The organism is Methylobacterium hispanicum (genome assembly GCF_022179285.1).
GTDB lineage: Bacteria > Pseudomonadota > Alphaproteobacteria > Rhizobiales > Beijerinckiaceae > Methylobacterium > Methylobacterium hispanicum.
The window spans coordinates 47,722-68,504 of the sequence record NZ_BPQO01000029.1; the positions used below are offsets into that span (position 1 = coordinate 47,722).

Genomic DNA, 20,783 nt, shown 5'->3' on the forward strand with positions numbered 1-20,783 from the left:
ACGAGCGCCGAGCAGGGGAGCCCGAGATGGCCCAGACGATCGAGCGGGAGGCGGCGCCGGACCGCGCGCCGACCCCGGTGCAGCCGCCGGTCCCCGCGCCCGCCCTCGACGAGGTCCTCCTCGCGATGGACGCCGTCGACGCGATCCGTCACGAGCAGGCTTCCGTCGCACGGGACCTGTCGGCGGACGAACGGCGAGCCGAGCTGATCCGCCGCGTCCGAGCCCAGTACGAAGGGCAGGGGATCCAGGTCCCGGACGGGGTGATTGAGGAGGCGATCCGGGCTCAGGATGCCCGACGCTACGTCTTCACCCCGCCCGCGGGCGGCTTCCGGATCCGCTTGGCCCGGCTCTATGCGACCCGTAGCCGATGGGCGCGCAAGGCCGCCCTAGCAAGCGTCGCCGCCGTCGGCATCGTGGCCGTCCCGCTCGTCTCGCTGCAGTACGTCGATGAGGGGAGGCGCTCCGTCGCCTCCGTCGCCGCCGACGAGAGGGATCGGGTGCTGCCCGGCCGGATCACGGCGATGACGGACTCGGTCGGACGCGAGGCCAAGGATCAGGAGCCGAAGACGAAGGCGGCCGCCTTCGCGCAGGCGGCCCGCAACGCGCTGGCGGCAGGCGACGTCTCCCGGGCCAGGGCCGAGCTCGCGGCCGCGGACCGGATGCTTGAGGAACTCCGCACCGGCTACGAGGTCCGGATCGTGACCCGCTCCAAGGAGGCTTCCGGCTTCTGGCGGATCCCGCGCGACAATCCTTCGGCGCGCAACCACTACCTCGTGGTCGAGGCCCTCGGTCCGAACGGGCCGCTGCCGCGCCGGATCCGCAACGAGGAGACCGGCAGCGTCGACACCGTGATGAAATGGGGCGTGCGCGTTCCCGACGAGGTCTTCGACGCCGTCCGCCGGGACAAGCAGGACGACGGCATCATCTCGAACACCCTGGTCGGCGTGAAGGAGCCCGGTCGCCTCGCCGTCGACTGGCGCATGTCCGTACGCGACGGCGCCGTGACCAAATGGGAGCCCCCGCCGGGCTCCCGCAGCCGCTGATCGAGGGGGCTTCGATGATCGACGGACGTGAACTCGCGCGGCGCATCGCGGAGCGGAACGATCAGCTCTGGCGCGACGAACGCCGCCTCGCGGCCGCGCTGGAGGACGCCGTCCGCATCCAGACGGCGCAGCGCTCCGAGGAGGCTCAGGCTTGGACCCGTCTCGGCGCCATGCGGCTCGCTCAGGACGGCGAGGCGCTGACCGGGCGCATGGATGCCTCGGCGAAGGAGGCCGCGAGCATCCTCCAGCGCCGCGAGCGGAGGCTGGACGAGACCAGGGAGCGGATCGCCGATCTCGAGGAGCAGGTCGAAACCGCATCGGGCGCCCATGGTCGCGCCGCGGGCGCCGCCGCCGACGCCCAGGCGGCCGCCGCGCGCAGAAAAGCCGATGCGGTCGAGGCCCTGGAGACGGACGAGACCTGCCGGAGGCTCGCCGGCGAAGTCGCCTCGCTCGTGGCACAGGCGGGAAAGGCCGAGGAGAAGGCCGCCGCTGCTCGCAGCGACCTCGACGAAAAGGCGAGGCCCTACCTCGCGGAGACCACCTTCTCGTATCTCTGGGACCGGGCCTACGGGACGCCGGCCTACGCGGGATCGGGGATCGTACGCAGGCTCGACGGCTGGGTCGCCCGGCTCGTCGGCTACGAGGCGGCACGGCGGGACTTCACCAACCTGAACGAGATCCCGCGCAGGCTCGCGACGCACGCGGAACGCTTGCGGGCGGCACTCGCCGAGGCGCGGGCGGGGCTCGATGCCGCGAGTGCGGTCCATACGGAGCAGGCCGAGAAGGCCGAGGAGGAAGCGCGCCGGCTGAAGGGCGACGCGGCCACCGCCGAGGCCGAACTCGACGCGCTCAGGGCCAAGCTCGGCCGCAGCGGCAGGGATCTTCGGAAGGCGGCCGAGCGCGACGACGAGGATTGGCATCTGGCGTCGGCAGCGCTCGGCCGCTCCCTCTCGACGGACAGCCTCTCGCGCATCGAGAAGGCGGCCGCCGAAACGCCGGATGCCCTGGACGACCTTCTGGTGGCGCAGATCCGGAAGGCCCGGGAGCGCGGCGCCGAGGCGGGGCGCGTCGTCACGGCGAAGAAGGACGAGGTCGACCGGATCCGGAAGCGGCGCAAGCTGCTGGAAGGAGAGGTCCGGTTTCTGTCCGAGAATGGCTGGAACGACGAGGACACGCTCTTCGACGAGGAACTCGGCGGCGCCGATCTCGACCAGATGGCCGACGGGCGCACGACGGGCGCGGGCTTCCGCATCAAGCTGCAGGTGACGCGCCGCGAGCGTCCCAAACCCGTCGCCCGAGCGGAGCCCTCCTGGGGGCAGGACGCGGGTTCGGTCTGGGGGCGCAACGACCGCCAGGAAAACCAAACCTCGAACCGCAGGCAGGACGAGGACTTCAGGACGGGCGGCGGGATCGGAGCCGGCGGGGGCTTCGTCACCGGCGGCGTGATCGGGGCGGCCGCGGCCGCCGGCTCCTCAGGTGCCGCCGAGGCGGCCGGCGGCTCCGATTTCACGACGGGTGGCGAGTTCTGAGGATGCCCGCGTCCGGCCGGGTGCGGGCATAGGGACCGGAAGCGGGTGCGGCACCCTACGGTGCTGAGCTCGGGCTGCCCGTCCGGCGTCGCTCCGAAGGAATGACCGCGGCAAGCATTGACGGGAAGGAATGAATTCGGCAATAGGTATAGGACGGATCCGGCGCCGGGCGCCTGGATCCGAGTTTACGGGATCGAGACTTGGGCCGCTCGTCGAGCGGCCCTTTTTCGTGCCTGCTCCCGAGGCGTCTTCCGGACCGTGGCCCGATCCGGCCGATCCGGCGCCGCCACCGAAGAAGGCAGAACCTTCATGTGGCGGCCCCGGCGGCTTTGGCCGGCGGCCGTTCCTCGGGTGAGGGCTGAGCCGATTCAGCTTCTCCCGATCCTGTCTGGCGTTCCGACGGCGGAGCCGGCCGGTGTCGCGGCGGAGGGGCTCGAAGCCCTCAAGGACCGGAGTCCCGGCGGAAGCTCGTCGGGAGCCGTCCGCCTGCGTCTACCAATTCCGCCACTTCCGCGACGCGCGCGGCTTCCCATACGGAAACGCCCTCGCCGGGGTCCGGCGAGGGCGTCGGGGTGCTACGAGGAAGGGACGGTCTGGCCGCCGACTCCTACCGCATCCGGACGCCCCTGCAACGGGCCCGAGCATGGAACGACCTGCCGGCGGACAGGGATCGTGCCCCGTCGACGCCGTCGTTCGATATCTCCTTCCGCGGGCCGTACATCGTAGCCTCCTCGATCTCAGGGACGACACCTTCGTTCGACGACCTCGTCGGCGCAAGCGAGACGCGGTCGGTCCCTTCAGTCATGCTGAACGAAAGGTTTCCCTTACGGCCGCGGTGCGGAGGCCGGGGCGGCTGGGAAGGCCGCCACCCAGGCGCGCACGCGCGGCAGGCAGGTCTGCAGGCTGTAGTGCAGATCCTCGGATGCCAGGAATTCGAGATCGGTGCGGTAGGGGGCGTCCATCCCGCCGACGTCGGCTGATGCCTCCGACAGATCGAGGATCCCGCCGCCGACCCGGTTGAAGAGGTGTTCGTAGTGGCCGTCGATCGAGCCGCCGAACAGCGCTTTGGCGAAGAGCGCGCAGAATTTGCAGGCGCTGCTGAGGTCGGCGGGCTCGGGCAGTCCGTTCTCGTGGGCACGCTCGCGCCATCGATCGAGTACGAAGGCGCGAGCGGCCTCGACGTTCTCGGGCGTCGCTTCGACCGGACCCGCGTGGTCGAACTGCAGCCACGCGTCGTCCAGTCCGCTGCAGGCGATCGAGCCGAGAACAACCATGTGTGCGCTGTCCATGCCGCCCTCCCGTCGTGGGCCGGCATACCCACGCCGTCCGCAAGACGAAAGCGTTCCTTCGACGTGGGGCCCGAGATCGGTCTCGGGAGGCCTTCCGGGCGTCGGCGGCACCGGGCGAGGCGGGCCCGCCGCCGATCGACGGTCCTCAGAGCTTGACCGCGCTCCGCAGGCGAGGGCGCAGAGCGTTGACGTACGCATTGGCCGTCGCGGCGAGCCACGCCCTCTTCTCGTCGTCGCCCGCGAAGCTCGCCTGCCGCCGCACGGTTCGGAAGCTGGTGTCGTGGACCGAGCCTTCCGGCAGTTCGGATAGGATCTCGGCTTCCTGCCCGAGTAGGAGCTCCATGCCCCTCCGGTGGGCCTCTCCGCGGCCGCTGAAGAACACGCCGACATCCCGGGCGTCCCCGTAGGCGGTGATCCAGGTTGCCGGCAAGGGCAGCCCCATCCGCACGTTGTTCGAATAGAGCACCGGCGGGGCCTGATCCGGGTCGTCGAAGCGCATCTCCAGGATCGGTTGCCACCAGCGCCGGTACTCGTCCATCGGAGGGCTGGCCCGGCGAGCGACCTGTGCTTCCCCTTCGATGGGACCCGCGGCGATACCAGCATCCTCCGAAGGCGCTCCGCCCTCGTCCGGCACCGCGGCCAAGCGCGTGCCGGGAGCCGCGTCCTGCAGCAGCACCACGCTCCGCTCGATGATCTGCGTCCTGGCGACGACCCGTGGCTGGACGACGATGCCGGCCTCCGCATCGCCGAACCCGTAGAGGGCCACCTCGACGAGACCGAAGCTGAAGCCCAGGGCTGCGTTGCGGTTGATCAGCTCGGCCATGGCCGAGACGTCTTCGCGGATCCCGTCGCCCGCGATCAGGAGCAGGAAACGTCCGGACCGCATGGAGGCGGTGACCCGATCCACGAAGACGTGCTCTTCCAGATCGGGGGAGACGGCGCGCGCGATCTCGAACGGGACGTTGCCCTTGCGGCGCGTGGCGGCCGAGACGCGTCTCTGCAGATCGGAATACGACCAGGTCGATATGGCCCTGGCATAGTCGAGGATCTGCGCGACGACCTTCCGCCTGGACTCCGGATTTCTCCAGAGCTTGCATTCGACCATCACGAGCCGCCCCCGATCGTCCAGGTAGACGATGTCGAGGGGGCCGGCCTCGGTGCCGAGCTCGCGGCACAAGGGGATGAGGCGCTCGTAGGAAGGGTCCACGTCGACGACGGGAAGGGTCTCGGGGTGTGCGAAGAGGAAGTCCCGCAGCCACGCCTCGTCGCGGCCGGAGGTGTCGCCGAGGGCGAGCCTTCTGGCCCGCCGGACCGACCCATCGCTGTGCTCGAAGACGAGGTGCCTGCCGTACATCGTTCTGGAGAACCGTTCAAAAAAGCCCCGACGGCGGAGCATAGCGGCTCGAAGCCCGATCGCGCCACCGCTCGTCCACTCCTTCGGCGTCTCGTTGCTTCTTTCGAGAGCGGCCGCTTAGCTCCGGGCAGGAGACCAGCCATGCCCCATGCATCGATCGTTCTGCCCGGCCACGACGGTTCCGTCGTGGTCGAGGGCACGTCCTGGGAGGAGATCCTCGAGAAGCTCGGGACGCACGATGCCTTGGCGGCCGTGCTCTCGCGCCTCGCCGAGAGCGAGCGCTTCGAGCGGTTCGACCGATACGACCAGAGGAGCGACGACGCGAGGTGGGCGCAGGAGGTCGCCGAGCTCTTCCTCCGCGACGGTCCCGAGGCGGCGGAGGCCCACGTGGCCGGGACCATCGGACAGTCCGCGGAAGACTACTACGACAACGTCGTCGCCGGGCAACCCGGCACGAAGCGGATCCTCGCTGCCGTGGACAAGGGGCTGCGTGCGGCCTTCCCCGACGACGATGCGGACGAGATTCGCGAGGCCGTTGGGGACTTCCTGCGCCAACGCATGTCCGAGGCCCTGGAGGCGGCGGACAAGTCCAGGCCGTTCGACGGGATCCACCCCTCGACGAAGGTCCTCGTCGCGTTCGCACCGGGCCAGGAGACCGAGTGGCCCAACGCGGAGGATTGGAGCATCGACGGCCACGGCAAGTCCGTCCACCCCCACTGCGTCGAGCCCGGCCCGTTGCTGGCCGCCTACCTCTCATTCGCGAACGTGCCGAGGGACGAGCTGCTGGCGGCTTGGCGGACCAGGAACGATCCGGTCGACCCAGTAAACCCGGTCCGCGGGCCGGGCGAGACCGACCACGACTGGGAGCGGCGGGTCCAGCGCGCGGGGGAATGGCGGGAGTTCGACTGGCCGACCCATTCGGCCCGCCCCCGCCTCCAGGATCCCGAAGCCATCCTCGAGGTGCTCGACAACGCGGGGTACTGCTCGATCCCGGTCATGGCGTTCCGCGTACCGCTGAGAGCCTTCCTGACGCGCGACTGGGACGCTCCGCTCGAGCTCTCCCCCGGCCCCTACGGCAAGGTCGGCGAGATCGGGCTGCACAACTTCGTCCACGGGGCGGGTCATGCCAGGGCCAACAGGGAACCGGTGACGCTGCCGGCCGGGCGCGGCGGCTTCCGTCCGACCGAGAACTGGGGGTACGGCTACGACAAAGTCTACGGCCTCGCCCTGTCGCATCTCGACGTCGCGATCGCGGACGGCCCGAAGGCCGAGGCGGCTCCCGAGGAGCCTGTCGCCGGGCCGCGTCCCTGAGCCGCCTGGGCCTGCCCGCGTCAGGGGGCAGGCCCGGCTGACCATCCGTGCCGGGAGACGGGATGCGCCCCGTCCGGCTATCTGATTGAGGCAAGCTCAGGAAACGGGCGCATGACCACGCCTGCGGCGTAGCAGGTGGCGGTCGTGGTCACAGGGCGCGCCCGCGATCCGTGGATCAAGCCTTCCGGCGTGACCACGAAAGTCGTACGCTGCACACCCTCGTATCCGCCGTAGTTGTTCCGAGCGTTGAACTCGACGCAGACGATTTGACGGCCGTCTACCACCGTCACGTCCGAGATGGCGGTCGAGCGCAGCGAGTACGGATCGACCAACGTCTGCACGGCCCACTGGGTTATTGCGGCCTTGTCTGCCCGGGAAGGCAGGGGGCCCGCTACCGCAGCCACCGAAACCATGAAAACGCCAACCAGGACTACGCCGCGCAGCATGATGACCCCCGAGTGTTGAGACCTTTGATGCCGTGAGGCGCTGCTTGCCGTCAAATCGTCCAGGTCAGCAGGCGGCACCCGTTCCATTGTCGGCGCGGCTTGGCGACTCCTCAGGGGCGTTGCCCATGCCAGCTCGAATTCGGCACCAGCCCGCATGCCGATCGCAGGTAGGCCGCGACCCCGCCCAGAGTCGATGGGTCGCGCCCCGTCTTCTGTCCCGGCTCTCCCACCGGACCGCTCCGCTCGGAACTCGATTGTGCAGGATCTCCATGCTCTCGCAGCCCCGGGCTCGCGCGTGAAGACGACCTCGCGGTCGGCGAACCGCAGGCGCTCGTACAGCATCCCGATCCGGCTGCTCTTCCCGGCAACTTCGGGGCTCCCATGGAAGCGAAGATCGCACCAGAGCGCCGTCGGGCAAGCTCGTTCACGACGGCGCTCCCGGGCTGACGACAGGGCGCGGCGCAGCCACTTCGACGACGAGGTTCGGGTCGAAGCCGGTCGGCTGATGCTGCAACTCCCTGCTGCGTCCGTACCCGACCCACTGCACGTAGCCGCGCGGATTCGAGAGGACGCGGGTCCCGCCCAGCTCGTAGTCCGCCGCTGAGTGGATGTGCCCGTGCACCCACAGCGCGGCGCCGGACGCGGCCACGAGATCGTCGAGTCGCGAGGCGTAGGCGGAAGACAGGAGGTCGCCCTCCATGTCGGTCGGCAGGCTCAGGGCGCTCGGAGCGTGGTGGGTCACGACCACGGTCGGCCCGTCGAAGGGCTCCGCCAGCCGCGCCTTCAGCCATGCCACCGTCTTCAAGTGTTCGGACACCGCATCGTGGGGGCGGAACCGGGCGTAGTCCTTGGAGGCGAGGCGGATGCGCTGGAAGTCGTTCATGCCCGCGCCCTTCGTGCCCGCCAGCTCCATCGCCTCGCGCTGGCGCTCGTCGCCGAACAGACGGAAATCGGTCCAGAGCGTCGCGCCGAGGAAGCGCGTGCCGCCGACCACGATCTCGTCGTCCTGGAGGACGTGCACGTTCGGGAAGGCCGCGGCCGCCGCGCGGGCCTTGGCCAGCTCGCCGTCCCGCGAGGATCCGTAATGCTCGTGGTTGCCGCCGACGTAGATCACGGGCCGCTCGTCGAGGCCGAGCGCGTGGATCCGCGCCGGGGCCCGGGACATGCGGGTGACGAGGTCGCCGGCGATGACGACGACGTCGTGTTCGGGCGCATCGGTCCCGGGGTCCCAGGGCATGAACTCCTCGTGGAGATCCGACATCGGCCGAATGCGCACTCTGATGCTCCTTGCGGCCAAGCCGGCCGGAGGTCGAAGAGGAAAGGGTCAGGGTACCGAAGCCACCGGGGCGTCCTGCGGTGGGTCGGGAAGCTCGAGAACGAGATCCTCGGTGAAATCGGGGTTGGCGCCGTCGTAGCCGAAGGGATTGCAGACGAGCCGCGTACCCCCGACGACGAGATCGACGGAGTGGTGGACGTGACCGTGGATCCAGACGTCCGCTCCCCCGGCGAGGAGGCGATCGAGGGCGGATGCCGCGAAGGCCGCGGACGGGTCCCTGCGGTACCTCTCGAGGAGGCTGAGAGCCGTCGGCGCATGATGGGTCACGACGACCCTGGGCCGGCCGCGAGGCGCTTCGGCAAGAGCCGTTTCTATCGCTCCCGCGATCCGTCGGTGCCACCGGACGGCGTCGCCGGGCTTGGCGCGGCGGTCGATGCCGGCGCCGCGCACGTCCACCGGCTCGCCGAGTTGGCGGCCGAAGATGGGTCGGTCGGCGACGACGTTGAGGCTCAGGTCGGTCCACAAGGTCCCGCCGACGAAATCGACCCCGCCGACCTCGACCCAGCCCTGACCATCGAGCATCGACACGCCGAGCGACGCCGCTGCCTCCCGTCCGCGATCGAGCTCCGCCTCGAGCGCGCGCCCCCAGAACTCGTGGTTGCCGGGCACGAAGACGGAGGGCCGTCCATCCGCCACTTCCGCGGTCCAGGCGATGCTCCGGACGATGTCGCCCTCGTAGACGTCGCCTGCCACAACGAGCAGATCGACGTCGGCCCGCAGACGCGGCCGCCAAGCGGTGGGGGCTCCGAAATGCAGATCGGACATCGGGGTCAGCTTCAACGGTTCCCCCATGCCGAGCCGCGTCCGGGATCGGCCGAACGCCGGGACGCACCGTCGCCGCATCGCGTGCGCGACCGCAGGTGCCGATCGGCTCGATCGCGCGTCATGGCCGCGCTCTCCCACTGCGGTGCCTGCCTGCGCCCGGGCCTCCGAGCGCGAAGCAATGAAGCGTGAAGCATGCCGGTCTCGTCAACCCCGAAGGAACAGGTGCTTTCACCTTGCGGGAGATGCGGCGAGACTTGCGTCGGTATCGACGGAGCATCGCCGACATGACGGAACGGACTTTCGACGGGCGCGCCGACCTCGTGGCCATGGAGGTTCCGGTGACGGGCCGGGCGTCCCGGACGGTGCTGATCCGCGGGGAAGGGCTTCCGGACCTGATCGGCGTCGGGGCGGTCGACCTGCCCGACGACAGATGGCTCTCGATCGAGAACCGCGGCCGCGAGGGCCCGCTCTACTCGCAGGTCGGGACGATCCGCCAAGGCGTTCTCGCCCTGGCCGGGACCGTCACGAGATCCGCGATGCTGCGAGGGGGTCATACGCTCGGACAGGGGGCCTCCGCTCGGGAATCGGCGGGTGGACGGATCGTCCCGACGGAGCCGGGCGAGGCCGCGTGCGGAACGGCGTCCTGGATCGGGGTGAAGGAGGACGGAACCGCCTTCATGGTGGTCGCCAACGTGGCATGGGACAGCTTCCAGCTGCGGGCGGCGCTCGCACCCCACGTCGCGGGGGCCTTCCACCTGCAGCATCTCTGGGCCGGCACCTATCAGGCGGCGCCGGTCCTGCCGATCTTCGGCTGGGATCTCGCGATGAGCGCGCCCGTCGAACCCGTCCTTGCGGCGTCGAAGGCCGCCTCCGAAACGGAAGAGGCGCCCAGGTCGCCCCGGGCGCCTCTCGGCTGACCCTCTTCCGCGGACCTCACATCCGCGGAGCGTAGGTCTCCTGCTCGTCGGGCCGAGCCGCGACGTCCGGCGGCGAGGGGAAGGCGTAGGCGTAGAGGGCCATGTCGTCGGCGAAGACCAGGGCGTCGTAGCCGTCGCGGCGGAAGACATGACCCGGCTGCGTGCGGTAGCCGGGCTGCGAGGGATGCTCCTGGACCGGCACCTCCATCACGACCTCGCCCGCGCTCCAGAATTCGTAGAACGCGGCGTAGCCTTCGGGATCGCGCGGGGCGACGGACCTCATGACGTGCTCCATCGGGAAGCCGCCGAGGTAGGGCGTCATCTGCTCGCGCATCGTGCCGCGGACGATCGGGTCGCGGTAGAGACCTCCGCTCCGGATCTCCTGGAAGTGCACGTGGAGGCCGGCGGCTTCCCGCATGATTTCGCCGATGTACCGATCGGCCGTGCGGCCGTGGGGAACGACGGAGGGATCGACCACCTCTGGAACGCCGGCCTCGTCGCCCGCGTCGGCTTCCTCTCCGAAGCAGGCGGGGGCGGGCTGGTGGTAGGCCTCGAGCGCCCCCTGCGTGACGACGGAGTCCGGGATGCCGTTGCTGCGCAGATCGAAGAAGTGGAGGGCGAACCGGGTCTCGACGACCGGGATCCGTGCCGCCTCTCCGACCGCGGCGCGGATCGCCCGCACGTCGTCAAGGTGTCGGACGGCCTCGGGATCGTTCCGCAGGAGGTCGATCTGCGCCAGGATCGGCGAGGCGGCAGGACAGAGGACCTCGCCGTCCTCGCCGCAGCGCATGAGGTCGTTGCGGACCTCGAACCAGAGGTTCGGAGCGTCGGCCCCCTCGCGCCAGACGCGCCGGCCGTCGCGGACGTAGCGCTGGGGCTCCCCGTAGCGAGGCTCCCCGAGGGCCAGGTCGAGATCGTCCTCCCCGTCTTCCAGGATCCGGTCGAGGTCCACACCCTGGCCGCGCAGGCGCATGAACAGGATCTCGTCCTGTGAGAAGACGGCGCGCTCGACGAGGCGGCCTAGGCGCCGGAGCGCTTCGTCGCGGTCGTCCGCATGCATCATCGTCTCCGTGTCGCTGGACAGGTACTGGATGCGGTAGCCCTTCCAGCCCTCTTCCTCGTGCGGCGCGCCGACGGCGATCGGCACGCCCTCGAGACGGACCTCGAAGCCGCCGACGTCGGTGTCCGTCCGGACGAGGGCCAAACCCCCGACGACGATCTCGTGAAGGGACCAGTCGCGTTCCACCTCCCCGGGGGCCGGAAGGATCGCGCGGTAGAGCGGGGCGGCGTCGAACTGTTCCTGCGTCGGAGCGGGCATGATTGGCCTCCTGATGTCGTCAGATGCTCGGTGCCGCCGAGGCGGTCGAAGGGGCGGGGATCGAGGCGAAGGCCGCTTCGGCTCGCTCGACGTGGTGGTGAAGGTCCTCCCGCCCACGGACGGCGATGCGGAAGCCCTGCAGGGCGTCGCGGGCCCCAGCCTCGAAGAGCTCCAGTGCCTGCAGGTGGGGCGCGTGGAGGCGCCAGCCTTCGGACCAGGGCGCCGGCACGTCCAGCGAGCGTTCGATCAGGTCGGCGCTCGAATGTTCGATGCCTTCGACGATGGCGAGCGCGAAGGCATCGGATGTCGCGGCCCGAAGGACCGGCACGAGAGCGCCCGCGTGCGAAGTCTCGATCGCCTTGGTGCAGGCCTCGACGACACTCTCCGCCTCGACCTCCGTTTCCAGGACGTTCGCCTTCTCGAACCGAGCGACGGCGACGCTGTAGTCGCGCAGCCCCTGGGTACGGGCCACATTCTTCATTGACGGATTGATGAAGGTTCTCAGCAGCACGTCGATAGCAGTGCCTGCGTCCGAACCACGGGTCAGCGATGCAACTTGTTCCATCTCGCGGAGGAGCACGGCCACGGCGTGCGACTTCGGCCAATCCACGCCGAGATGTGCCGCACCCTCACCGAACCGCGACGGGATTCCTCGAGATCCGCCGGCCGCATCCGTCACGGCGACGACGTAGGCCGCCTTGGGATCGCAGGTGGCCCCGACCGCGCTCAGTCGACCTTCGTCGAACAAACGGATTGCCTCGACGCAGGCTGCGGCGGGATCGGCGGCGCGTACATGGGCGACACCTCTCTCGTCGCGGGCCATCCGCCCGACTGTGATACGGTACTTCATGCGCGACTCTCCATCGGCATGCAGGATAGGCGAGGTTCCCGAAAACGGGAACCGTCGTTCCTTCGCGCTCGGCGCGCCGACGGTAGAGCGCTGTTAACCGGCCGCGGAGATGATGCTTCGGCCGAACGAACGACGCGCCGTTCCATGCCTTCGCCGACCGCTCGTCCCGGGCTTCGGCAACCTGTATGGATGTGGAGCGTTTGGACATAAAAGCCTTACGGCATCAGTCGTTGCCGAAATCGAAAGGGCCGACCATGGCCGCCCACGGATACGGCAGCCTTCCGCTGTTCGCCACCGGACTCGTTCACCGCATCGCCTCGCGCGACGAGTCGGAGACCGGCAGGGTCGTGCTCGTCGATCCGGACGGCGCGACCGTCGTTCTGACCTGCGCGGAATTCGAGGCCCGGTTCCAGCCCCTCGCCGCCGACGGCGGGCGCGCGCTGCCGCGGAATGCGTGCTTGGTCCGGACCGAAACGCCTCCAGACGACGCGATCCGAATGTCCGAAGCATACGTGCCGCTGATCGGGGTCGACGCTCCCCTCGTCGCTCAGGCGACCGCGTTGCTCGACAGACCGGAGGAGGCGTCCCACGCCGCCCATCTGCTGGAGGAGACGAAGAAGACCCTGCGCGGCTCCGTCGTCACGGTCTCCGGCTACGTCGAGGCGGCCGCGTCCAGCGCCATCATGACGTGCGCGGTGGCGCCTGCCGCGAAGCGGGCCGAAGCCGTTGCCGCGGCTTGCGCGCGGGCGGCGGCGGACTGGGCGCCTTCGACCTTCGCCGACCGGTTCTGTCGCGATACCGGGATCCCGCGCTCGATGTGGAAGCCCGTGAGGTCCTACGAAGCCTCCGCTGCCGCCAACATCGCCTCGATGATGGACCGGTTCGCCGGCGCCGATCTGGGCTCCTGCCTCGACCGCGCGGCCGTGATGGTGCTCAGCCGTGAGTACGCGGACGTCGTCGGCGCGGCCGAGATATGGCTCGCGGGCAGCGACCTCGTCGCGACGAGCACCGAGGAGCCGGCCCTGGCATCGCCCGAAACGCCCCAATGGGCTCTCGACTGGCGCCGTGCGTGGTTCGGCGACGGCGGCTGGTCGTGCGCGCACCGCCGCTTCGGGCCGTTCGACATCCTGGTGTTCGAGATGTCGGACATGTTCCAGGTCGTCTCGTGGCCCACGGAAGCCGGGGCCGCCCTTCCGGCGAGGGGGGCCGACGACGTCGCTCCCTATCTCGCTGGCCCGTTCTACACGCTGGACGTGGATGCGACATCGTCGGACCCGCTCGCAGCCGCTCATCTGATCGCGGAGGAAGGGTTCGGCACGCCCGTCAGCATTCCATGGGACCGGTTCCTGAGGGAATTCAGGCCCTTCCCGGCCCGCGTCGAGCGCTGGATCGCGGCCAAGCCCGTCCGCTGGCTCGAAGCTGAGGAGGCGAACTCGACCGCCGGGCTCGTCCGAGCGGACCGCTGGGGCCGTCCGACGGTTCCCTGCGCGCTGCCGCTCGCCGCGCAGATGTTCACCCTCCGCAACCTCGGCATCGACGAGAACCACATCCCGCACATCCTTGCCGAGGGCGATGCTCGACTGCTGGATCCCGACACGCCGGAAGGCCAACTCGTGGACGCGCTTCTGTCCGGCACCGTGGCCAACGCGGACGAGGAGGACTTCTCCGACGAGGAAGCGCTGGAAGAACTTCTCGACCGGAACCAGGACCGCCTCCGCGAGGAGATCTCGACGCGCTGCCGCGGGCAGGCGCCGCGGGTCGTGGCGAAGTCGATCGGCATTCCGCCCCACGCGTGGCGCTCGAGGCGCGGCATGCCCGAACGGGAGATGGTGGCGATGCTTCTCGCCGCGCGCGACCTGTTCGGTCCCTGGGAGACGAAGATCGTCGACGACCCCGGCGCCCTGGTCGTCGATGCGGAACATGCCGGCCCGCTCAAGGACTGGCTCGTGGCGGGCGAGATGGTGGGCACGAGGCCGACGCCGCAGGGCGATCTGGTCGGCGTCCGGCGCGAGGGCTGCGACTTCCTCTGGACGGAAGCGGGGGGCGATCTGACCGTCTTCGGGTGGCGGTCCCCGCCGCAGGCCGGAGCGCCCACCAACGTCGTGCTGAACTGAGGGGCGTGACCGCGACCGTTCGTTGCGGTCAGGATGCGACGGACCACTGGATCGCCGATGGATCCGTCCCGTGCCCAGGCAGGCGCCTTCCGGCCGTCGTGGCGGCTTGCGTGACGCGGTACTAAGCTTGGCCGACCACGAAGCAATCGCGACGGACGGCCGCGAAGGAACGTCGTCGCCAGAGAAGCAAGGCTCCCATGTCCGACCGCTACGTCGATTCCGACGGCGTCGCCCACCAAGCGATGCCGTTCTCCGAAGCCCTCGAGATCGTCCACGAGATGGCATCGTCCAACATGCTCGACGACGGGCAGGCGATGGGAGCGCCAGAACTCGAAAGGGAACGGAGCAGGCAGGAAGAAGCCGTGAACATGCTTCACGACCTCGTCGTGAACTACTCGGACCAGCTCGACGGCTCCTTCCAGCCGCCGCCCAAGGCGTCGGAGCGTCCCGCGGATCGGGAGCCCCTTCCGGTGGACGCCGACCTCACGGTGCCTTCGAACTACCTCCGGCTCTGCCTCGATCTGGCCAGTCAGGCCCACGCCTCGGACGCGGCGGATCGGAGCCCCGGCCTGGAGGACGATACGCTCCGCCAGTCGCAGGCTCTGGACGTCGGCTGGGACCTGCTCGATCTGCACGGCCCGGAGCTCGACCTCAGCATCACGGCGGTGCCGAGCCCGCGGTTCTGACCGCCGGCGTCAGCGCGGTGCCGAGAAGGTGGTGAAGCCGACCTTCTCGGTGACCTCGCGGTGCTGGTGCTTGACGAGGTCCGCAGCGTGATCGGCCACGCTTCGGAGCGTTCCGACCGCCCCCTTGGCCGAAGGGGCCTCCGAGACGGAGCAGAAGACCTCCCCGCCGTGGCCGGCTTGGCGAAGGCCGGCCGCCAGAGTGAGGAGATCCGCCTGGATCTGGAGGCCTGCGGCGGCCAGCAGCGCGGCCCGCAGGTCCGTCCCGCCGGCCAGGACGGCGTAGCTCTCGATGCAGGCCGAGTAGGACGCGTACGGCGCTCCGACCATTCCGATGGACACCCTCCTGCGCAGCACGAGGATCCCGGATGTCCGTCGGGTCACGGCCCGACGCGCCGCGAACATGGCCGCCTCGGGCATGCCCAGGAGCTGGCGCATCACGTCCCGGACGTCGTTCGAAGTCCGTCCACCCAGCCCGGCCCGCTCGAGGCCGTCCAGCGCCTCGTCGACGCCCTCGATGTCGTCGATCCCCCAGACGTGGGCCACGGGCGGCTCTGCCGGATCGGGTTCGCGCTCCCTGTCGTCGTCGTAGGCGCCCGTCGATTGGATCAGGTGGCGGCCGAAGGCCATTTCTCCGTCCTCGACCTGCGCCCAGGGCCTGAACCGGTTCCAGATGCCGCCAGCGGGCAGGCCGGCGGCCTCAGCCAAGCGGACCGCCTCCGCGGACCCCGCGGCCTGAACGTCGAGCACCGGTCGCACGCAGACCGACGGAACGGCCGATGGCTCGGAACCAACCTCATCCCTTCGCCCGCTCATCTCGGCCTCCGCGCCTGCGCATCCGGACCAGTCAACGCGCGAGAGCGGCGATCGAACCCCGACGGTGCGGCGGCGTCGGCGGGCGACTGGGTAAAGGGTCCATTAAAGACTCGGCCGTAGGGTTGTCCCGAAACGACTCGACGAGGGGGCGATGGCGGACGAGACCGAGGACAAGCAGGGCGCGGGGGCGGCGTCCGAGGCCATCGCCGCTGCCACGAAGGCGCCGTCCGGCTTTGCGCGCAGGTGGTTGCGGATCGCTCCTGCGTTCGACCGCAAGGTCCTGGGGGCCGCCGTCGCAGGCCTGCTTCTAGGCACGCTCCTCGGCTTCGCCAGTGCCCCGCGGGATCGCTACCGCGACGAGTTGAACGCGCTGCGAAGCGAACTCGCGGCCGGGCGCGCGGACACGGCCCGGCTCTTCGCCGAACTGGAGCGCGGCTCGTCAGCCGCGACGGAGGCGGGCAAAGCCGTCGCGGCAGCAGAGACCGAGGCCGGCCGCCGGGACGACGCGTTGGTCGAGAGGGTCGAGCGGCTGCATCGGGACCTCGCGGCCCTGCACGAGGATCTCCGCGGCCGCAGCGACGCTCTGGGCCGCGATCAGGCCGAACGCATCGCCGAACTCGCACGTACGTTGGATCGGAAACTCCAGGCGGCCGCGCAGACGCAGCCGAAGGTCGAACCGGCGACGACGGGCTCGATCGGGGACGCGGCCGCAGCTGCACCGACGATGCTCGGCGATTGGGCGCTGCGAGAGGTCCTGGACGGCGCCGCCACGATCCAGGATCGGAAACGGCGTGTCGTCGAAGTCGCGCGTGGCGACGTCGTGCCTGGCGTCGGACGGGTCGAAGCGGTCGAGCGACGTGGAGCTGTCTGGACGGTCGTCACGAAGCGGGGATTGATCGTTCCCCAGGACTGGTGAGGTCGGTCACCTGCCCTGTGGCGGCTGCCCTCGGGCCGGAGGCAGGCGGAGTCTGCACCCGCTTGGAGCGCAGGACCGCTCCAAGGAGCAAGTCGGATCACCCGCACGAGGCGGTGGTCGGCGCGTTGTCAGCTCGCTGGAGGCGAGTACGGCTTCCCGCGTGCGCGGAACCGGCGCTGGCGCCGAAGGAGCGCTGAGCCATCGAGCTCAGGCAAAGCAAGCGCTGGGTCGAACAGGGCCGTTCCTTCGACGCATGGTTGCCGAAAGGTGGAAGCCCGCGCGTGTCCGAACGCGGATGCATCGAATCCTACATGGGGCCTGAGCAACTCCTTCATGCTTCCCGGGTACGGTGGCGTCGATCCGATCTCAGGAGTCGAGATGCCACGCAACGTCCTGCCCGCCCTCGCAGCCGTTCTCATGCTGGCCGCGAACTCCGCCAGCGCGGAGGATGGCTGCAGACCCGTCGACGGAAACGCCATGCCGGGGGAGGCGCGGATCGGTCGGAAGGCCTGGATCTTCGACTCGGTGAACACGCATGCGTTCGAGCCGCCCGCGGAGTGGACCAAGGCCGACGCCTACGAGCAGATCGGACCCGGCAACTGGGTCAAGTCCTCGAAGCTGCCCCGCCTCGAGTACGGCCAGTCCGTGGAGATCGTGGAATGGCGGAAGGTCGGCGCCGGCCTCGGCCACTATCAAGTCAGGCTGCCGGACGGAAGCGAGCGTGCGGTCCACGCGCAAGCGGTCCACCTGTTCGAGTTCTGGCGCTGTCCGGCCGCCGCCTTGTTGGAGAAGAGGCCGCCGAACGGCCCCGCCGAGGGCCCCGCGAGATACATGACGTCCGCCTGGGTCCGGATCTCGAACGCCAAGGCGACCGCGGTGGATGGAGCGAGGCGCTGGATACCGGAGGATAAGCTCTCGAAGATCGCTTTCGCCGTCTGCAACGACTACGAGCCGAACGTGAAGCGCTTCAGGCCTTGGGAGGAAGCGCTGACCTGCCAAGGGTACGTCCCGGGGGAACCCAGGGCCTTGAGCTTCACGATCGATCCGTCCGCGGTCGAGACGATCAGTCCGACGTCCATGAAGATCCTGTTCGCGTCGTGAGGAACATGATCATGCGGGCGGCGGCCCGGGTCCTTGCGCTCGCTGCGACCCTCGTCGGATCCGTCGCGGCGCGTGCCGAGGAATGCCGCCCCGTCGATGCGCATCGCGTGGAATCCTCCCCGACGTCGGGCATGAAGGTCTGGCTCTTCGAGGATCGCGGCGGTCCCGGACCGTTCCGCAAGCCGTTCGAGTGGGCCAAGACCGCGACGAGCCGCCCGCGTGCCGACGGCACCTACGAACCGACCGGCGCGATGCTTCCGTACGGGCAGCCGGCGACCATCGTCCGGTTCCTGAGCCAGGGCACGATGCACGGCCTCTACGAGGTCAGGCTGCCCGACGGATCGGCGCATCTCGTGCCCCGCCAGACCGTCAAGTTCCATCCCTTCTGGCAATGCCGACCGGAAACGCTCCTCGATCCGCTGCGCGACCGCGGCATGCGCCGATTGGACCGCAGGCTTGTCGACCTCGTCTGGACGCGCGTCCGCAACCCGCGGGCGGTCGGTCTCGAGAGTTGGGGCAAGGCCACGGCCCCCGGCGAGCTCGGGCAACTCGCCTTCCTGCTCTGCAACAACTTCGATGCCGCACGCCCCGACGATCCGGCCTCGGCCTACGACACGTCGTGCCTGGGCTTCGCCGTCGGACGTGAGAAGAGCAAATCGTACCGCGTCCGGCATCAGGATCTGGAGACGGTCAGTCCGACCTCGATGCGCATCCTCTTCGAAGGTTAGACGGTGGCGGGGGCGGGACGCGTCGAGGCTTCGTTCCGTGCGGACGCGTCCCGCCCCCGCTGATGCTTCGGGTACTGCCAGAGGCAGAGGCCGTCCGGTCCGACGCGGCAGCCCTGGCTGCGCCACAGGTCGACCGCCCGCCAGAACGGATGCCGACTGCCGAGCTGCCTCGCGGCGTCGCCGCGGCGGGTGACCACGATGGCTCCGGACTCTTCCGTGCGGCGGAAATAGTGCCCCGCGCCGTCGACGATGATGCGGAGCGTCACCGACCGCCTCTCGAGAAAGGGCTGGCCCCGACGCCGGTCGGCATCCGGCCGGCCTCGGCGTCGAGCGCATGCAGGAGGTGGCGCGTCCAGGCTGCCGACGGCTTCCTGTATGTGCCGGAATTCCAGGCGAACACCTCCACCGGATAGCGCCCCTCGACGACGTAGCCGGCGATCTGCGGCCGCGCGTCGATTCGATCCGTGGCGACGATCGTCAGATCGCCGAACCGGCCGCAGATCCGGTCGGGTTCCTGATCGCCTGGGCAGGGGGCCGGATTGAGCTTGGCCGCCTGGATCATGTCCGCCCGGCGTTCGACGATCCCGTATGAGGGCGCAAAGTCGGTGGAAGCGCTGCCGGAGGCGCGCGCCTGGGTCGCCGCACCGCCCCCTGTCACGGAGGCGGTGCCGTCCTGGAACCGCGACATGCCTGCGATCGCCAACGCAAGCAGCACTCCGGCCGCGGCGCTGCCGAGGAGCCGCGTCGCGAGATGGACCTGCCTCCCTCCGGCCGCGACGCCGATGGGATGGGCGGCCGACGCGAGCGGTCTGCCAGCCGCCGAACGAGGCCGGCTCCGCGTCGTCGCTGGGCCGATTCCGACCTCGCGGCGGATGGCGTCGAGATCGATGTCGTGGCCGAACCCGGAATCGACGAGTTCGATGCCGATCCGGCGCGCGCCGCCGGCACGGAGATGGGGCGCGACCCGGCCTGCGAACTCGCCCGCCGCCTCCGCATCGCGGAAATTCCGTTCGACCTCGGCCACGTGGGCCACCGTCGAAGGAGGACAGGGAGCCGTACGCGACAGACGCAGCGCGCGGAGAAGGCGAGGAAGGTCGACGTCCCGCAGGAACAGCTCGGCCATGAACGCGGATGCGGGACCGGGAGGATCGCCGAGAGCCAGGACGACGCTCAAGACGAGACTGTCCGCCGTGCGGGCCGGCATGTCGCCGAAGTCGGGGACGACGAATTCGAGCCATGCGGGAACGCCGAAGCGGCGCGTCATCGCATGGACGTGCGCCTCCAGCAGATCGCAGGCGTCCTCGGCGGTGAATTCGCCGGCGGCCGACGAAGCGAGCCCCGCCCTCGGCGTCGCCACCGTCCAGTCCGATGCGAACGGGGCGAACAACGGCGCCACGTCCTCGGGCGCCAGCAGCCGGATCCTCATCTCGTTGAACAAGGCCGAGGCGCCGTCGAAGCCGGGCAGGTCGTGAACGCATGTCGGATGGAACTCGACGGGCAGCCTGCCGGCGAGGTCGACCATGTCTGCGATGTCGACGTCGAGGGCGACCCCTTCGAGCGACCGGACGAACGACACGGCGCGATCCCGCTCCCACGGAACCGGTCCCGGAGGCGTGAGTAGACCATCGACGATCGCACCGGCGAGTTCGTCATCGGTCGCATGCACGATCTCGACGGGCAGGGCAGCCGCGCGATCCGCCAGGACCCGTGCGACCAGCGGCCACCGGGCGACGACGCGGTCGATGGCGCCGAGCATGGGCGAGAAGGGCTCCTCGTCGGGCGCCAGGGACGGGACCGATACGGACCAGGCGGCGAAGATGCCGGCACCGGCTCGATCCTCGAAGACGCGCCACCGCTCGCAACGCAACTCCGGCGGCAGCACGTCCTGGCCGCGCGCCGATGCGACGAAGCCCAGCGCCCTGGCGGCGAGGATCGATGCGCGCAGCTTCTGCCGGCCATGAGGCATGAGGTCGGTTTCGACGACGAGCTTCGCGGCGAGCGTGCCGACGGAGCCGATCCCATCGAGGGTGACGCCGTCGAGCCGCGTCCAATCGCCCACGGTGCGCATGGGGCCTTCCGACGTCAGGGCTGCGACCACGACCCCGCCATCGACGTCGAACGCGGCGTAGAAGACCAGCCGACCGCGAAGATCGGTGTAGAGGCCCGAGACGTAGCCTGCGGAAGGGGATAGGTCGGCCATGGCGTTTCCTTGCAGGAAGGAATGAAGCACGCGGCCGCGCCGGGATACAACGAGCCCGATGGCTCGG

General features: G+C 69.9%; 19 protein-coding genes and 1 tRNA gene. 9 read left to right on the plus strand and 11 right to left on the minus strand.

What is annotated here, in order from left to right; all coding sequences use genetic code 11:
• Positions 1-26 precede the first annotated feature (26 nt).
• Together MFF56_RS25640 and MFF56_RS25645 are read left to right on the plus strand one after the other, a co-directional pair.
• Positions 27-1,043: a DUF6384 family protein gene (locus MFF56_RS25640; RefSeq protein ID WP_238231612.1), complete on the plus strand. Its 1,017-nt coding sequence runs from the start codon at positions 27-29 to the stop codon at positions 1,041-1,043.
• Between the two features lie 14 nt (positions 1,044-1,057).
• Positions 1,058-2,572 (plus strand): coiled-coil domain-containing protein, encoded by a 1,515-nt coding sequence (locus MFF56_RS25645; RefSeq protein WP_238231614.1) that lies wholly within the window; start codon positions 1,058-1,060, stop codon positions 2,570-2,572.
• A 416-nt stretch (positions 2,573-2,988) separates the two neighbouring features.
• Here the strand turns inward: MFF56_RS25645 and MFF56_RS25650 are convergent.
• The 3 genes from MFF56_RS25650 to MFF56_RS25660 all read right to left on the minus strand — a co-directional run bounded on the left by MFF56_RS25650 (position 2,989) and on the right by MFF56_RS25660 (position 5,215).
• Positions 2,989-3,089 (minus strand) — tRNA-OTHER (locus MFF56_RS25650).
• 307 nt (positions 3,090-3,396) lie between these two features.
• Positions 3,397-3,861, minus strand: coding sequence for a hypothetical protein (locus tag MFF56_RS25655; protein WP_238231615.1), 465 nt, complete (start codon positions 3,859-3,861; stop codon positions 3,397-3,399).
• 145 nt (positions 3,862-4,006) lie between these two features.
• Positions 4,007-5,215 carry a PDDEXK family nuclease gene (locus MFF56_RS25660; RefSeq protein WP_238231617.1) on the minus strand — a complete coding sequence of 403 codons (1,209 nt, stop codon included), beginning with the start codon at positions 5,213-5,215 and terminating at the stop codon, positions 4,007-4,009.
• Positions 5,216-5,356: 141 nt separating this feature from the next.
• Between MFF56_RS25660 and MFF56_RS25665 the strand changes: the two genes are divergently transcribed.
• On the plus strand, positions 5,357-6,526 hold the full coding sequence (locus MFF56_RS25665) for a hypothetical protein (RefSeq protein WP_238231619.1): 1,170 nt from the start codon (positions 5,357-5,359) through the stop codon (positions 6,524-6,526).
• Positions 6,527-6,603: 77 nt separating this feature from the next.
• Here the strand turns inward: MFF56_RS25665 and MFF56_RS25670 are convergent, their stop codons facing one another.
• The 3 genes from MFF56_RS25670 to MFF56_RS25680 all read right to left on the minus strand — a co-directional run bounded on the left by MFF56_RS25670 (position 6,604) and on the right by MFF56_RS25680 (position 9,100).
• Entirely contained in the window at positions 6,604-6,972 is a 369-nt protein-coding gene (locus tag MFF56_RS25670; RefSeq protein WP_238231622.1) for a hypothetical protein, read from the minus strand.
• A gap of 424 nt (positions 6,973-7,396) precedes the next feature.
• Entirely contained in the window at positions 7,397-8,248 is an 852-nt protein-coding gene (locus MFF56_RS25675; RefSeq protein WP_238231623.1) for a metallophosphoesterase, read from the minus strand.
• A gap of 48 nt (positions 8,249-8,296) precedes the next feature.
• Positions 8,297-9,100: a metallophosphoesterase gene (locus MFF56_RS25680; RefSeq protein ID WP_238231625.1), complete on the minus strand. Its 804-nt coding sequence runs from the start codon at positions 9,098-9,100 to the stop codon at positions 8,297-8,299.
• A gap of 257 nt (positions 9,101-9,357) precedes the next feature.
• Between MFF56_RS25680 and MFF56_RS25685 the strand changes: the two genes are divergently transcribed.
• A complete protein-coding gene (locus MFF56_RS25685; RefSeq protein WP_238231627.1) occupies positions 9,358-9,990 on the plus strand; it encodes a hypothetical protein in 633 nt (210 codons plus the stop codon).
• A 16-nt stretch (positions 9,991-10,006) separates the two neighbouring features.
• Here MFF56_RS25685 and MFF56_RS25690 read toward each other — a convergent pair whose 3' ends face one another.
• Together MFF56_RS25690 and MFF56_RS25695 are read right to left on the minus strand one after the other, a co-directional pair.
• Entirely contained in the window at positions 10,007-11,308 is a 1,302-nt protein-coding gene (locus MFF56_RS25690; protein WP_238231629.1) for a hypothetical protein, read from the minus strand.
• 19 nt (positions 11,309-11,327) lie between these two features.
• Entirely contained in the window at positions 11,328-12,158 is an 831-nt protein-coding gene (locus MFF56_RS25695) for a hypothetical protein (protein WP_238231630.1), read from the minus strand.
• 254 nt (positions 12,159-12,412) lie between these two features.
• Between MFF56_RS25695 and MFF56_RS25700 the strand changes: the two genes are divergently transcribed.
• Positions 12,413-14,272, plus strand: a complete 1,860-nt coding sequence (locus MFF56_RS25700) for a hypothetical protein (RefSeq protein ID WP_238231631.1) — start codon at positions 12,413-12,415, stop codon at positions 14,270-14,272.
• Positions 14,273-14,469: 197 nt separating this feature from the next.
• Positions 14,470-14,958, plus strand: a complete 489-nt coding sequence (locus MFF56_RS25705; protein ID WP_238231632.1) for a hypothetical protein — start codon at positions 14,470-14,472, stop codon at positions 14,956-14,958.
• Between the two features lie 9 nt (positions 14,959-14,967).
• On the opposite strand, the gene MFF56_RS25710 is transcribed toward MFF56_RS25705, so the two are convergent.
• On the minus strand, positions 14,968-15,663 hold the full coding sequence (locus MFF56_RS25710) for a hypothetical protein (RefSeq protein WP_238231633.1): 696 nt from the start codon (positions 15,661-15,663) through the stop codon (positions 14,968-14,970).
• Between the two features lie 259 nt (positions 15,664-15,922).
• On the opposite strand from MFF56_RS25710, the gene MFF56_RS25715 reads away from it, so the two are divergent.
• The 3 genes from MFF56_RS25715 to MFF56_RS25725 all read left to right on the plus strand — a co-directional run bounded on the left by MFF56_RS25715 (position 15,923) and on the right by MFF56_RS25725 (position 18,516).
• On the plus strand, positions 15,923-16,687 hold the full coding sequence (locus tag MFF56_RS25715) for a hypothetical protein (RefSeq protein WP_238231634.1): 765 nt from the start codon (positions 15,923-15,925) through the stop codon (positions 16,685-16,687).
• Between the two features lie 378 nt (positions 16,688-17,065).
• Positions 17,066-17,788: a hypothetical protein gene (locus MFF56_RS25720; RefSeq protein ID WP_238231635.1), complete on the plus strand. Its 723-nt coding sequence runs from the start codon at positions 17,066-17,068 to the stop codon at positions 17,786-17,788.
• Between the two features lie 5 nt (positions 17,789-17,793).
• Complete coding sequence (locus tag MFF56_RS25725) at positions 17,794-18,516, plus strand: hypothetical protein (protein ID WP_238231685.1); 723 nt, start codon at positions 17,794-17,796, stop codon at positions 18,514-18,516.
• On the opposite strand, the gene MFF56_RS25730 is transcribed toward MFF56_RS25725, so the two are convergent.
• Positions 18,513-18,782, minus strand: a complete 270-nt coding sequence (locus tag MFF56_RS25730) for a hypothetical protein (RefSeq protein WP_238231637.1) — start codon at positions 18,780-18,782, stop codon at positions 18,513-18,515. The genes MFF56_RS25725 and MFF56_RS25730 overlap by 4 nt on opposite strands.
• Positions 18,779-20,716 carry a hypothetical protein gene (locus tag MFF56_RS25735; protein WP_238231639.1) on the minus strand — a complete coding sequence of 646 codons (1,938 nt, stop codon included), beginning with the start codon at positions 20,714-20,716 and terminating at the stop codon, positions 18,779-18,781. The genes MFF56_RS25730 and MFF56_RS25735 overlap by 4 nt, the downstream gene beginning before the upstream one ends.
• Positions 20,717-20,783 lie beyond the last annotated feature (67 nt).

Excerpts from the sequence above, each read along its gene's own strand:
- MFF56_RS25665 (WP_238231619.1), top strand. The coding sequence starts at position 5,357 with ATGCCCCATGCATCGATCGTTCTGCCCGGCCACGACGGTTCCGTCGTG.
- MFF56_RS25655 (WP_238231615.1), bottom strand. The coding sequence starts at position 3,861 with ATGGACAGCGCACACATGGTTGTTCTCGGCTCGATCGCCTGCAGCGGA.
- MFF56_RS25680 (WP_238231625.1), bottom strand. The coding sequence starts at position 9,100 with ATGGGGGAACCGTTGAAGCTGACCCCGATGTCCGATCTGCATTTCGGA.
- MFF56_RS25705 (WP_238231632.1), top strand. The coding sequence starts at position 14,470 with ATGTCCGACCGCTACGTCGATTCCGACGGCGTCGCCCACCAAGCGATG.
- MFF56_RS25735 (WP_238231639.1), bottom strand. The coding sequence starts at position 20,716 with ATGGCCGACCTATCCCCTTCCGCAGGCTACGTCTCGGGCCTCTACACC.
- MFF56_RS25690 (WP_238231629.1), bottom strand. The coding sequence starts at position 11,308 with ATGCCCGCTCCGACGCAGGAACAGTTCGACGCCGCCCCGCTCTACCGC.
- MFF56_RS25660 (WP_238231617.1), bottom strand. The coding sequence starts at position 5,215 with ATGTACGGCAGGCACCTCGTCTTCGAGCACAGCGATGGGTCGGTCCGG.
- MFF56_RS25725 (WP_238231685.1), top strand. The coding sequence starts at position 17,794 with ATGATCATGCGGGCGGCGGCCCGGGTCCTTGCGCTCGCTGCGACCCTC.
- MFF56_RS25700 (WP_238231631.1), top strand. The coding sequence starts at position 12,413 with ATGGCCGCCCACGGATACGGCAGCCTTCCGCTGTTCGCCACCGGACTC.
- MFF56_RS25670 (WP_238231622.1), bottom strand. The coding sequence starts at position 6,972 with ATGCTGCGCGGCGTAGTCCTGGTTGGCGTTTTCATGGTTTCGGTGGCT.
- MFF56_RS25715 (WP_238231634.1), top strand. The coding sequence starts at position 15,923 with ATGGCGGACGAGACCGAGGACAAGCAGGGCGCGGGGGCGGCGTCCGAG.
- MFF56_RS25685 (WP_238231627.1), top strand. The coding sequence starts at position 9,358 with ATGACGGAACGGACTTTCGACGGGCGCGCCGACCTCGTGGCCATGGAG.
- MFF56_RS25640 (WP_238231612.1), top strand. The coding sequence starts at position 27 with ATGGCCCAGACGATCGAGCGGGAGGCGGCGCCGGACCGCGCGCCGACC.
- MFF56_RS25695 (WP_238231630.1), bottom strand. The coding sequence starts at position 12,158 with ATGAAGTACCGTATCACAGTCGGGCGGATGGCCCGCGACGAGAGAGGT.
- MFF56_RS25720 (WP_238231635.1), top strand. The coding sequence starts at position 17,066 with ATGCCACGCAACGTCCTGCCCGCCCTCGCAGCCGTTCTCATGCTGGCC.
- MFF56_RS25645 (WP_238231614.1), top strand. The coding sequence starts at position 1,058 with ATGATCGACGGACGTGAACTCGCGCGGCGCATCGCGGAGCGGAACGAT.